This window comes from Niabella agricola, from assembly GCF_021538615.1.
GTDB classification, from domain to species: Bacteria; Bacteroidota; Bacteroidia; order Chitinophagales; family Chitinophagaceae; genus Niabella; species Niabella agricola.
Map to the genome: position 1 here is coordinate 3607493 of NZ_JAJHIZ010000003.1, position 12249 is coordinate 3619741.

General features: G+C 48.5%; 11 protein-coding genes. 1 reads left to right on the forward strand and 10 read right to left on the reverse strand.

Annotated elements, in window-relative coordinates:
- The first annotated feature begins 10 nt into the window (after positions 1-10).
- Positions 11-406 carry an RDD family protein gene (locus tag LL912_RS20485; protein WP_235555477.1) on the forward strand — a complete coding sequence of 132 codons (396 nt, stop codon included), beginning with the start codon at positions 11-13 and terminating at the stop codon, positions 404-406.
- Between the two features lie 73 nt (positions 407-479).
- Here the strand turns inward: LL912_RS20485 and LL912_RS20490 are convergent, their stop codons facing one another.
- From LL912_RS20490 to LL912_RS20535, 10 genes are all read right to left on the reverse strand, one after another.
- The gene (locus LL912_RS20490; protein WP_235555478.1) at positions 480-1601 is read right to left on the reverse strand and encodes a family 20 glycosylhydrolase; all 1122 of its coding nucleotides are present in this window, start codon (positions 1599-1601) and stop codon (positions 480-482) included.
- Positions 1602-1696: 95 nt separating this feature from the next.
- Entirely contained in the window at positions 1697-3010 is a 1314-nt protein-coding gene (locus tag LL912_RS20495) for a phenylacetate--CoA ligase family protein (RefSeq protein WP_235555479.1), read from the reverse strand.
- A gap of 305 nt (positions 3011-3315) precedes the next feature.
- Positions 3316-4656, reverse strand: coding sequence for a phosphatidylinositol-specific phospholipase C (locus LL912_RS20500; RefSeq protein WP_235555480.1), 1341 nt, complete (start codon positions 4654-4656; stop codon positions 3316-3318).
- Positions 4657-5290: 634 nt separating this feature from the next.
- On the reverse strand, positions 5291-7030 hold the full coding sequence (locus tag LL912_RS20505; RefSeq protein ID WP_235555481.1) for a tetratricopeptide repeat protein: 1740 nt from the start codon (positions 7028-7030) through the stop codon (positions 5291-5293).
- A 109-nt stretch (positions 7031-7139) separates the two neighbouring features.
- On the reverse strand, positions 7140-7514 hold the full coding sequence (acpS, locus tag LL912_RS20510; RefSeq protein ID WP_235555482.1) for a holo-ACP synthase: 375 nt from the start codon (positions 7512-7514) through the stop codon (positions 7140-7142).
- A 177-nt stretch (positions 7515-7691) separates the two neighbouring features.
- The gene (gene yidD, locus LL912_RS20515) at positions 7692-7922 is read right to left on the reverse strand and encodes a membrane protein insertion efficiency factor YidD (protein ID WP_235555483.1); all 231 of its coding nucleotides are present in this window, start codon (positions 7920-7922) and stop codon (positions 7692-7694) included.
- A complete protein-coding gene (gene rnpA / locus LL912_RS20520) occupies positions 7906-8373 on the reverse strand; it encodes a ribonuclease P protein component (protein WP_235555484.1) in 468 nt (155 codons plus the stop codon). Before rnpA ends, yidD begins: the two co-directional genes overlap by 17 nt.
- Before the next feature lie 320 nt (positions 8374-8693).
- Positions 8694-10955: a glycosyl hydrolase family 95 catalytic domain-containing protein gene (locus tag LL912_RS20525; RefSeq protein ID WP_235555485.1), complete on the reverse strand. Its 2262-nt coding sequence runs from the start codon at positions 10953-10955 to the stop codon at positions 8694-8696.
- A 129-nt stretch (positions 10956-11084) separates the two neighbouring features.
- Positions 11085-11240: a 50S ribosomal protein L34 gene (rpmH, locus tag LL912_RS20530; RefSeq protein ID WP_026309617.1), complete on the reverse strand. Its 156-nt coding sequence runs from the start codon at positions 11238-11240 to the stop codon at positions 11085-11087.
- 143 nt (positions 11241-11383) lie between these two features.
- Complete coding sequence (locus tag LL912_RS20535) at positions 11384-12247, reverse strand: sugar phosphate isomerase/epimerase family protein (protein ID WP_235555486.1); 864 nt, start codon at positions 12245-12247, stop codon at positions 11384-11386.
- Between the last annotated feature and the right edge of the window lie 2 nt (positions 12248-12249).

Genomic DNA, 12249 nt, shown 5'->3' on the forward strand with positions numbered 1-12249 from the left:
AGTAACTGCTATGGAAGAACAATATCCGGAACTAACCGATCGAATTCAATCGACGTTTATAGATATGCTTTTTGTGATCATCCTGGCATTTATTGCCGGAGGTTTGCTCGATCGGTATGAACAGGTGCCGGATTGGGTGCGGATGGTGTTGTTTATCAGCCTTTTTGTACTGTATGAGCCGGTTTGCCTCGTTCTGGGATGTACATTGGGCAACTACCTGAAAGGCATCCGTGTTCGCCGGTTTTCCGATGCATCCAGGCGGATCGGCCTGCTGCAGGCATTTATCCGGTATCCTGTTAAGGTGCTGCTGGGATGGATCTCCTTTATAACCATCCGCACCAATCCCAGGAAACGGGCAATCCACGATCTGGTTTCCGGCACGGTAATGATCCGGCTGCAGCGTTAACGGTAAAATATATTGTTGCCAAATGGATAAAACAGGCCGTAAAATGCAAAAATACAGGTGCTAAAAGAACAGGTTACAACTGGTTGATGGTATCAAAAAGCCGGGTGAAACATTCCCATTGGGTGTTGCTTTTCCCGCCGGTGCCCGAGCTTTTTTGCGGTTTGTTGTAAAATTCCTTTAAAAAAGCCCCGTTGGGCGACCATATCGTTTGCAGCATTCCTCCAAACAGGGGTTTGAGCTGCGGAGTAGCCGTTCTCCGGAAGTTGATCATATCCTGCAGTTGCTCAATGGCAATCAGGGGGTCGCGCCAGGGGCAGGTAACCACTTTAAATCCCTTCATGGCAAAATAGACGGCCGATTTGTCGGCCCGTTCATAGTGCCAGTCACAAACAACGATGTCTTTAGGCACCTGGTCAACCGAAGGATGCGTACCGTTATGACTGGCTTCCCACATGCCCATTCCTGTTGCATGCCCGTCCAGCATGCGATCGCCCCAGATCCAGAGGGTACGGTTTGCGGCGGCCAGGTGGTTCCGGATGCGCCATACTTCGTCTGCAAATAGCTGTGCTTTGTCTTTTTTGCGGCATCGCCGGCACCGCGCATAACCGATATAAAAGACCTCATCCATACCCGCATGAAACGTGTTGGCTTCAAATACCTGGCAGATCTCATCGACCAGTGCAAAAACTATTTTATGCACGCGGGGGTGCCTGGAGCAATAGCTTTTACAATAAAGACTGTCGTTATTGGGCCAGGCATATTTTTCGGGCATTTTAACCCATGGCGTTTCGTCAAACTCCGGGTATTTCTTTAGCAGGTTATGCGTTTTGCTGGCCCATGACTGATGCCCCAGCAGGTTTATTTGCGGTATCAGTGTGATGTTGTTTTGCTTACATACGGTCACCATTTTTTTTACATCGGCCTCAGACAGGGCAATGCTGTCTCTGAGTTCCGGATGGCTTTTAAACTGGTAATTAAAGTCGATCCGCAGGATCAGTGTATTGACCTTTCTTGGCCCCAGCTCCCTATGGATGAAGGTTACAAAGGAGTCCACGCCGGAAGGGCGGGGAGCTTCAATGCACAACCCGCGAACGGGCAGCAGACTGTCCGGATGAATGGCTGCATTTATTTGATGAACCGGGAACAAGAGCGTACAGCAGATAAGCAAAAGGCGAAGGGACATTTTCGTTTGCATAACTACTAATATAAGAATTTTTTGCCGGTGTTCGTCCGGCGATCACCACTTGTTTCCTGGACTGTCTTCACAGATCAGAAAAATGGCATGCCCCTTTAAACGCCCCCATTAGATCCCCTTCTTTTATCGATAAACTTTACCGGTTTACGGGCACCTTCAGGGAACTGAAGACGTTGCATTTCTTCTCTGGTGAGGTATTTGATATGCGGCATTACCCGCAGACGGGCCTGCAAATACGTTTTTATTTTTCCGTCGGTTTCTTCGGAGGTATTGGCAGGGAGGATATACAACAGTACTTCATCGGTGCCGATCTCGTTACTGTATACCTCGGCTACATATTCCTTAATGGCGTCTATTTTATGAATGATCTCAAACAGCGCCGGGGCAAACAGGGTAGTGCCTTTGAATTTGATCATTTGTTTTTTACGGCCGATAACAGGCGATAACCTTGTGGTATGCCGGCCGCAGGCGCAGGGTTCATAAAAAGCACGGCAGAGGTCGCCGGTCTTATACCGCAGGAGGGGCATGCCTTCTACTCCCAGCGTGGTAATGGTGACCTCCCCAATTTCTCCGGGAGCAACCGGGTTGCCATCGTCATCAATAAGCTCCAGGATCACCAGCTCCGGGTTCTGATGGCCTCCTTTGCCTGCTGAACATTCTGTAAAAGCGGTTTGCATTTCGGTAGAGGCGTAGGTTGAATACAGCTGTATATCCCAGTTCTCGGTAATGCGGCTGCCCAGGATGTTCAGGCTCAGATCCTCCTTCCGCAGGTTTTCTCCAATACAGATCGCTTTTTTTACGGAAGACTGATTCAGGTCGATGCCGTTTTCTTTTGCATATTGGATGAGCTTTATAATAAAAGAGGGTACTGCCACGATTGCGTTCGGCTGTAGCCGCTCAATTACCTCCCATTGCAGAGACGGCACACCGGGCCCTACACGTACCTGTCCGGCCCCAAGCTTGCGGATACCCAGGTAATACGCAATACCGGCCATGAACTGCCGGTCGAGGGTGAGCATCAGCTGGTAGATATCGGAAGCGCTGCCATCGGCACAGGCAAAGGAACTGTATTCGTTATAAGCAAGACGCTGCAGGTCGTTTTCGGTTAAGGCAATGGTTACTGGGCTGCCTACGGTTCCCGAAGTAGCCATGTATTCCACGATCTGGTGTTGTGGTACACAAACAAACGCTTTATTGTAGCGTTGCAGATGTTCCTTTTCTGTTGGTGGAATGCGAACCAGGTCCTCAATACCCCGGATCGTATCCGGATCGACCTGGTGTTCCCGGAACAGGCGTTTATAAAAAGGTGAGTGCAGGTTTAGGTACTGGATCAGGTTCACCAGTTTTTTTTCCTGGTAGGCCTTTATTTGTTCTGCCGGCTGAAAGGATAAGGATGGTAACTCGTTCATTGGGTCAAAAGTAGGATTTATATATTTTCTGCAGCAACCTGCTGGTATTTTCCAGTTTGCCAGGGGTGATAACAACGCGCGGCGGGATCAGTGATTATTCTCGGTTTAAGGTGGGGTGCTACCCCTGCGGTATATTCTGTGTGTCCTGGGACATGCGTGTCGAATCACGGAACCCACTGAAATTTTTGCGCATGGATTGCACGGCTTTTCACAGATAGAAGTCTTGTTCGGTGGGGCGACTTCTGTGAAAAGCCGTGCAATCTGTGGACCATTATTACATGTTTGGCTGCTTCCATTGCCTGTTCTTATTGCCAGCTGATCGGGGACAGAAATTCATAATTGCCTTTTGTTGCTTCCGGAACCGGGTTGATTGTTCCAAAAAGTCCATAGGCATTTTGTGTGGATGGATTGAGGATATGGCGTAACACCGGCCGGGAGCTCCCGGCTATATTATAGCATATGTACAACTCCGGTCTTCCTGAAAAAGAAAGCAGCTTTCCGTTTAACAGAGGAACACCTGTACAAGCAGGAGCGGGCGTAAAATTAAAGTTGGGAATGGACTGCCAGTCCCAATCCTTTTTGAAAAGGTTTGCGGCAATAGCCGGGTTGGGGATATGGTGTAGTTTTCCATCGAAATTGAGATATTCGGCCCCATTGGAACGGTTCCGCAGTCTTGGAAACACCATGGGATTTTGATAATTGCAATGGATGAGCTGGGTTATTAAATAAGGTGTCAACTCCGGAAAGTCCATTGGAATAATGCCAAAACGGTGGGGCGGGTTGCTGCTTAAATAGTTATTGAATAACGGCACCACGGTTTTAGCTAAATCCAAGGGGGTAGATGTAAAGGGCAGGGCGCCGCCGAATCTTCCTGTTGCACTTGTAAAATTAATATAGCAGGTATCCTGCTCCGTAACCGCTGCCGCCTTATTGAGCGTGGGTGCTACCCAGGCGGTAAATTTTTCCGAACGGTTTGAGCCACCAGACCACCGGAAGTACCTGTCCTGAACATAATATTTGATAGATGCATTAGTAAACGGTGCAGCATCATCCGCCGGAAAATGGTCATAAATGTTCAAGCCATTATTAGCAAGTATCGGCGTTGCCGGGCGGGGCGGATCGTGGGGCTTTGTGCCAGGAATCATGTTTATTTTTACAGGAAACCGACGAAACAGTACGATTTTGCCTCTTACCTCCTGCAGGGCAGGCATCGATTCTTTTAAATAAAAGATCGTTTTTGACCGGTTAATTATGGCAGACAGGTCACCGTAGAATTTTGCATCATCCCCCCATTTTTCTGTCAGGGATTCGTTTTTGATCGACATCAGGATTGTCTCCGACGGGTTTTGCGATAAAAACTTTTTACAGGTACCGATAATGTCGGTCTCAAAGTTCAGCCCCAAAAAACTGTCAATCCCGTGGGCAACCCATAGCAGTCCATCGTCCTCAAAACCGAAGGTTAACCGGATGTCAATAAACCGGATACCGGCATTGAGTTGTTGTTCCAGGGTCATCCCCTGGCATTTTGCCGATTCCAGGTCTGAAGGATAAGTACCACTATCGTGGGTGCCGGGAATGGTGAGTTTGGAAAGCTTTTCGTTTCCGTCTACGTAATGCATCCATTTTTGATGAGAGGGCTGTTGCATATGCTATTGTTTTAATTGGTTGCTGGTTTAAAAGCGTAAGGATACAGCTCAAAAAAGGGCATTAATTTTCTGTTTAAGGGCAGGCCAATCTTTTTTGAAAATATCCGAACGGGCCGTGTGCGTTGCACGCCTGTTTTTTAAAGGTGCGGTATTCAAACCGGCCATCCAAAGATCAGGCAGGACGAAAACCGGACCCGGGGCGGACAAAGGACGGACGGGTGCATTGGGGTAGGGGATGGGTGTTTGCCGCGTACCGGCATACTGCTTATGTGCTCCGGAGCCGGGTAAGGCAAATAAAAAAAGCAGGTATTAAATACCTGCCTGAAGCATGATTTTGATTGCGACCCCCTGACCAGTCTGAATTAAAGTGCACGGATTCTTCGATCAAAGTAGATCCACGCGGCCACTAAAAGAAGGATGGCCACGATCAGGATTAGAAGGGTGATATTAAACGATCGATTTGGTTTCATGTTGTTTGGTAAAGATGCCCGCAAAAACCGGGCGCTCCAAGTTTCGGGGCGGACAAAAAAAGGACAACCCCGGATTTGGTGTAACGGAGTTGTATATATGTAATTACGTATTCAATAAATTTTTATTTTTTCGCCGGCAAGACGCCCTGCGACGGCATCGAGTTTCAGGCCAGGGTGGCTATATAGTTTTCCAGTGACTGCTCTGCAGCAAGGGTCAGGCCTGTACGTAAACGGCGTTTGCTGCGGGCTACGCTGTCTTTACTGATGCCCAGGGTATTGGCGATCTGATAGTTGGTGAGCTGTAAAAAAACAAGCGCAGCCAGCCGCTCCATGGCAGGAGTGAGGTTATCGATATCCCGGCGCAGATTGTTGAAGAACGCGGGATAGGCCTTGGTAAACGCATTCCGGAACTGCTCCCATCCTTCTTCGGTGAGCAGCGGGTAGTTGAGCAATTGTTCTGATATTTCAGATCCGGCGGGTCGTGTATTGGCCAGTTGCTGTTCTAAATTCCGGATTAATTCGTTTTTTTCAATGAGGTTATTGGTGAAAACCGATATTTTTTCCCTGGCCTCCTGTATATCCCTTTTTGCAGTATCATGGTTTAGCGCCATAACCCGCATTTGATACTGGTCTTTTACCCGCTTCCGGTTGTACAATAACAGTGCAATGACTGTAAGCAATACGATGCCCGCCAGAACAGCGTTTCGAATGCTTTTTTCTTTATTGGCCAGGGATTGAGCCAATACCAGTGAATACCTGAGGTTGTCAAAAGCGATCTGGGCGTTGACTACGGACAGCTCTCTTTTTTTAATCCGTTCTCTTGTAATTTCTTTATAACTATCGGAGCGCTCGTGGTAATAAAAGGCACTGTCCGCCTGTCCGGTTTGCCGGCAAATGGCACTCAAAAGGTCGGCCGCCGCGGTCAGTTCTGCATAGATATGCTGGCGGTTGGCGATCTGCCAGGCCTGTCTTGCGGCAAGCAGGGCCTGGTCATATTTTTTTTGTTGAAAATAAAAAGAGGCAAAGGCATTTTGCGCCATCGCAATATTGAGTGAATCGGGATAGACCAGGCTATTTTGCAGGTATTCGGTCAGTAGCGGCTGCGCCTCCGAAAAACGTAGCTCTTTTGTATAGGTTTGCCCGATATTTCCCAGGGCGATTCCCCGCCAAAGCGAGGCTACCTTCTGGTCTGGTTCCTCATTTAATGCCTGGAGTATCCGGTTATAATACTTCCGGACGCTATCGAACTGGTTGAGTTTTTTATAAGCGGCTCCCAGGATATCGCATTGAAAAATAAAAACCCTGGAATCGCGGTGCGTGGAGTCCAGTGTCCATTTCTTAAGACACTGACGGCCGTATGCGATGGCCTGTATGTAATCGCCTTGTCCATATAACACATAACTCACTCCAAAAAATCGGTTCTGAACATATGGAAAGTGCTCAAACCCGATCCTGCGCTGAATCTCAATAGCCTTTAAGTTATACAAAAGATGTGTTTCCGGTGCAGGGGGAATATCGGCCCGGATGCTGTAGAGTTCGGCATTGAGCTGGTCGTCCCGCAACGGGTAGGCTTTTTTAATGGCTTCATTAATAGTCGTATAATAGCGTTCTTCCATCTGGTATTCCCTGCCCGCCATGATCTCAAACATCATCAACCGTACTTCTAATCGCCGGTTAGGGTTCCGCTGCAGATACTGGCGGAGCTTTGCAATATGATCCAGGTATTTTTTCCGGTAGATGGCCTCGCTTTTATGGATACGGAGGGAGTCGAAAAATACCTGTGCCCGGTAGCTTTGCGACCGGTCCGAAACCCTCCATGCTTCCAGATAAGGAATAATATCGGCATCCTGGGCAGCCGAGGGCGGGCATATTGCAATCAGGCAGAGACAAAATAGGAGTTTCACCACAACAAACTTAATGTAAAAATAGGTGATTATTAAAGCAAAAGAAGCGGAGATGTCCGGAATGTGCGGTGGAACCGACTGCTTCGCCGGATTGCCGAGACAGGGCGGGTTATGCTTCGATGATGACTACAGCGGCGGCGATATTTTTCAGGTGGCTGAGCGATACGCTGATCTTTTTCAGATCCAGGTGTTGCAGGGTTTGAGCAGTTTGACCGTTTAGTTGCAGTACCGGCTTCCCGTTCTCATCGCCTAAAATGGCAATTTCATTGAAAGCGGTACCCGTTGCCCAGCCCGTTCCCAGCGCTTTAAAGAAGGCTTCCTTGGCGGCAAAGCGGGCAGCATAATGCTCATATTTGTGTGCCTTGGGTTCACAATAGGCGATCTCCTCTGCAGAAAAAACCAGTTCACGGAAGCCTTGTTCCTTTTGGATCTTTTCTGCTACCCGTTCGGTTTCGATTACGTCAAGTCCAAGTCCGGTGATCATATTTTTGTTCCAGGTTTAATGGTTAAAGTTTCACGTTATTGCCGCTTTATACTCGATGTTCCCCGATCTCTGGAAATTGATACGGTATGTTCCCCATTCGCTGCTCGCTTTTTCTTAATCTGTTTTTTTTGCTCTTTTTTAGTTTTTACATGGTAGCCCTGGAACAAGAAACGGGTCCTATGGCACGGGATCATACCCGCTTCCTCCCCACGGATGACAGCGGGAAATGCGTTTGAACGAAAGCCAGAATCCTTTAAAGGGCCCGTATTTTTTAAATGCTTCCAGCGCATAATGGCTGCAGGTGGGCGTATAGCGGCATTTGGGCCCCATCCAGGGGGAAATGACCAGCTGGTAGAACCGTATCAGTACGATAAACGGCAGACTTGCTATTTTAAGGAGCCACTTCATTGATCCGGTCGGCTAATTTTTGTAACAGGTTGCCGGTTTGTTTATAAACGGCTTCATAGTCCGGGAGTTCTTTTCCGGTAAACAATAAAAACAACGAAACCTGGTTTTGGGTTTGAAGCACCTTTTGTTTTAATGCTTCCTGCTGCAGCCGGTACGCTTCCCGTAACAGACGTTTGATGCGGTTCCGGTCCACTGCTTTTTTAAAATACCGGCTGCTGACTCCCACACCGCATTTTATGTCTGGCTGTGCTGCCGGCCCGGTAAGGTAGAACAACTTTATAAAGCCGGAATGCAAACGTTTACCGTTACTAAAAACTTCCTGTAGCGTTTTACGGCTTTTTAACCGGGCGCTTTTTGGAAACGGATATGTTTTTGACTGCTGCAAATGGATAAAATGCAAAAATAAGATGATCTGCCTTGTTTCAGTACCTGCCGGTCGTTTATATATCAATGTCGTTTCCTTAAGCGATTTTTATAATTGCCGTGTTAAGTGCGAAAAATTTTTTGAATTTTTTGTTTTCAACTTCATTAAGGTCGCTGATCCGCAGATTAGGCGCCGCTTATAATCAGCGAAATTGGTCACGCCCCGGGCGGGATCCGCGGCTTTAAGAAATGATATAAAATTTATATATACAGAACAGCGTTCTTTACCCCTGAAATTTGGCTTTAATTGCTGATAGAAGTACTGAAGTCAAAGGGTGCGACGCAAGCAAAGCGGATAGCCGTACAGAAGTTGGTTACCCAATAATCGTATTCCGCAACCGGGGATCCTTAACCTGCACTGCCGAGCACTACCATCCCGCCGGGTTTGCCGTTCAGGTGTACAAACCCGTTGCCGGATTCTTTCATCTGCAGATTGCTCTGTGCATGGATCCTGAATTTTAGAAAGGGGAGCTTAAATGTTGCCCGCCCGCCTTTTTCTGCTACAATTTTAATGCGGCTGATATCGCCGTTTTTCATTTCCGCACTTATGAGGAAGGCTCCTTCCGCACGAAGATTGGTGAAACGGACATTTTTCCAGCTGGCAGGAACGGCCGGAAAAACCGCTATATAGCCCTGTTTACTTTGGAGTAATAATTCCTGCACGCCCTGCGCAAAAGCAAAATTGCCTTCCAGTGTAAACGGACGGTAAGTGAACCCGGAATATTGCCCGCCTTTTTGATCTCCGTTCAGATGGAAGCTGTTGGGCGAGCAAAAGTTGGAGGCGAAGATCTGTAATTGCCGCAGGGCGCTGTCGGCCTGCTGCGCACGGGCATACAGGGAGGCCATCCAGCTAAACGAATAGCCGCACCAGGCACGGGTGCCTTTTGCCTCAATGTGCCGCAACGATTTTTCGATGATGCGTTTATCTTCCGGACGATTAACGTCTAGTAAGACCAGCGGGTAAATGGCCATATATGGTGAGAAATGACGATGCGAAGACTCCATGCTTTGCCCGGGTGCAATCGTTAAACCGGTTTCGTTCACGTTATAAGCCGGCAGTTCGGACAGCCGCTGCTTCCATCGCCCGGCCTCTGCGGGCTGCTTCATAGCTGCTGCGGTTTCAGCTGCTGCCGTAAACAGGAACTTTGCTAAAGCCAGGTCAAAATTGGTCCAGTCGCGGAACCAGGCATTGATGGCATTGTCATTGTATTCCGGACTGGAGCTAAGGGGAAGCTTTCGGGTGCCTTGCTGCAGCCGTGTTATGTTTTCGAGGTAAACGGCCGCATCATGAATGTACGGCCACGCCCGGGTTTTCAGGAACGCTTCATCCATTGAATATTTCCATTGCCAGTAAAAGTGCTGGGCGCACCAGGCGCTTACCGTGGGGGATAGAGAATACTGGATCCAGCCGCCCATGGGGTCGCCACTGAGGGTGGCAACACCCGGAACATTTAGCCCTTCTACTTCAAAATACTGACGGGTGTATTGCTGGTTTTTTGCCCGCATCTTCCAAAGCCAGTCGGTAAACGTGGCGGCTTCTTCCAGATGGTTCCCTGTATAGGCCGGCCAGTAGCTCAGTTGTGTATTCAGGTCATTGTGAAAATCGCCTTTCCATGGGGGCAGGCTGCCGTTGTCGGCAGTCCATACAGCCTGTAGGGTAATGGCCGGCGCTCCTTTACGGCTTACGGCTCCCAGCTTATACAGTTCCAGGTAATATTGTTTTTCAACTGCGGCATCCGGCAATTGTACTGCAGACTGGTTCCAAAAGCGGGTCCACCATTGCCGGTGACTGTTTTCAATTGCTTTTAAACCGGATTCCGGCAGGAAGGCCGGCCTATCATTGGAAATGGTCCAGGAGCCGGTAAGCCGGTTCCCCGTTTTCGCCCAGCGCACCAGTACTTCAAAGTAGTGGTGCTGGTAGGTGGGCTGGTGATAGCGGATGCTGCTGGCGCCGGAAGCTACGGTTCCCTTGGTATAGCCCAGCTTCTCCAGGCCTTCGCCCGAATGGCTGTTGTCGTTTTCCGCAGCAGATTTCCCGGAATTATAGTTGTGAATTTCCAGCTCGGGAATCAGCTGCCGGGTAACAGCAGCAGGCAGGTTTTCAAATTCAAAATACCCGGTTTGTTGTGTGGCATGAATATAAGTGCGGAATACGGCGCCGGACTGAAAAGTTACTGTATTTATAGCGGTTGCAATATCGAGCTTATTGGATACTACCTGCCCCAGTTCTTTCAGGTTGAATTGTAATGCTGCCGCAGGCAATTTGGTTGGATAAGGGCTATTGTCGTAGGGGTGGTCACCTAATTGTTGTACCGGTTTGTAGTCTTTTTTTAATACCTGTTGCTCCACCCACCGGAAGCTGAATTTTGAAAGATCCAGGGCCTTCCGTTCATCCCAGAGATCTGCACGGTCCAGCGACAACCGGAGGCGGTCCTTTTTTTGCCATACCAGGGCGCCCAGCATGCCATTGCCCAGCGGCATGGCCTCATCCCAGCGGGACGCCAGGTGATCAAATTCCAGGTTGTGCCTGGCCGCGGGCTGTGCGGTTACAAATAAGGAAAATAATAGGCAACTTATTAACGCGGGCAAGCGGTGTAAACGGTTCATCATTCCCGAACTTACAACTATTTTTAGGGATTCGCGTCCCGGAAGAAGGAGCAATCGTTTGCACAAAAGGCTGCGGAGCAAAAAAAATAGCCCCGATACCGGAGCTACAATTTCTTTAGTGTTCGTGACGGCTTACTTTAACTTCCGCTCGTCAGAAACTGTTAATTTCTTACGTCCTTTTGCACGGCGGCTGGCCAGTACTTTACGGCCGTTAGCGGTTTGCATACGTTTACGAAAACCATGAACGGTTTTACGGCGACGACGATGGGGTTGAAATGTACGTTTCATAATATCTTTAAATTTTCACTATTTTTTGAATGCGCATGGGAGAACATGCTGGTTTTCAAGTTTCCACCACAGGACACCACTCCCGTTGGTTTGTGAAAGGACGGCAAAGGTAGGGAAAAACGGGGAAAATGGCGCTAACGGGTCTAAATGTATTTTTTTTCTGCCAGGTAATCATAGCTGAATTTGAGGCTCTCAAAGATATCGCCCTTGCTGGTGTCCTGTTCTACAAACCATTTTTTTAATCCGGCCGTTTTCCGTGCGGCAAAAATCCGGTCAAAGTTAATAGTCCCATGCCCCACTTCGGTTATTGCACCGGTGCCCGCCTCCATGTCTTTTACATGCCAAAGCGGGAACCGGCCAGGATATTTATTAAAATAGGCCACCGGGTCTTTTCCGGCCTTGCTGATCCAGTACAGATCTAGTTCCATATTTACCAGCTTTGAGGAGGTGTTGGTGATGAGGTGGTCGTATACCAGCGTGTTATTATACTTCTCAAACTCAAAATCATGGTTGTGATAAGCAAACCCGATTCCGGCAGCAGCGGCTTTTTCGCCGGATTTGTTGAGCAGGTCCGGAAGCGCCGCGTATACCTCAGTGGTTCTTTCATTGGGAAATAAGTAAGCACAGGCCATATATTGCGCCCCTATTGAATGTAAATCCTCCACAGCCTGCTCCCAGCCGTTTTTCAATGTTCCCTTTGATTTTAATTCGAAGCCGGTAAGATGGTGCGAGCTCACCACTTTTACTCCGGTATTTTTTAAAATGGTTTTGAATTCAGCGGGCGTTTTGCCAAAAAAAAGGCCGTCGTATCCATAAATTTCCAGTTCATTATAGCCAATCCCAACCAGTTTTTCCAGCGTGCCTTCCAGGTTTTTTGACACGGCTTCCCTTACGGAAAACAATTGCACGGCCATGTATTTTTTCTTTGCATTGCCCGCAAACAGGTTGGCTGCATATAAGCCTGCTGCGCCTGCGGCGATCGTTTTGAGGAAGGAACTTCTGTTCATTG

Coding starts and splice junctions, on each gene's coding strand:
- LL912_RS20485 (WP_235555477.1), top strand. CDS start 11: ATGGAAGAACAATATCCGGAACTAACCGATCGAATTCAATCGACGTTT.
- LL912_RS20535 (WP_235555486.1), bottom strand. CDS start 12,247: ATGAACAGAAGTTCCTTCCTCAAAACGATCGCCGCAGGCGCAGCAGGC.
- LL912_RS20490 (WP_235555478.1), bottom strand. CDS start 1,601: ATGCAAACGAAAATGTCCCTTCGCCTTTTGCTTATCTGCTGTACGCTC.
- acpS (WP_235555482.1), bottom strand. CDS start 7,514: ATGATCACCGGACTTGGACTTGACGTAATCGAAACCGAACGGGTAGCA.
- yidD (WP_235555483.1), bottom strand. CDS start 7,922: ATGAAGTGGCTCCTTAAAATAGCAAGTCTGCCGTTTATCGTACTGATA.
- rpmH (WP_026309617.1), bottom strand. CDS start 11,240: ATGAAACGTACATTTCAACCCCATCGTCGTCGCCGTAAAACCGTTCAT.
- LL912_RS20495 (WP_235555479.1), bottom strand. CDS start 3,010: ATGAACGAGTTACCATCCTTATCCTTTCAGCCGGCAGAACAAATAAAG.
- LL912_RS20500 (WP_235555480.1), bottom strand. CDS start 4,656: ATGCAACAGCCCTCTCATCAAAAATGGATGCATTACGTAGACGGAAAC.
- LL912_RS20525 (WP_235555485.1), bottom strand. CDS start 10,955: ATGATGAACCGTTTACACCGCTTGCCCGCGTTAATAAGTTGCCTATTA.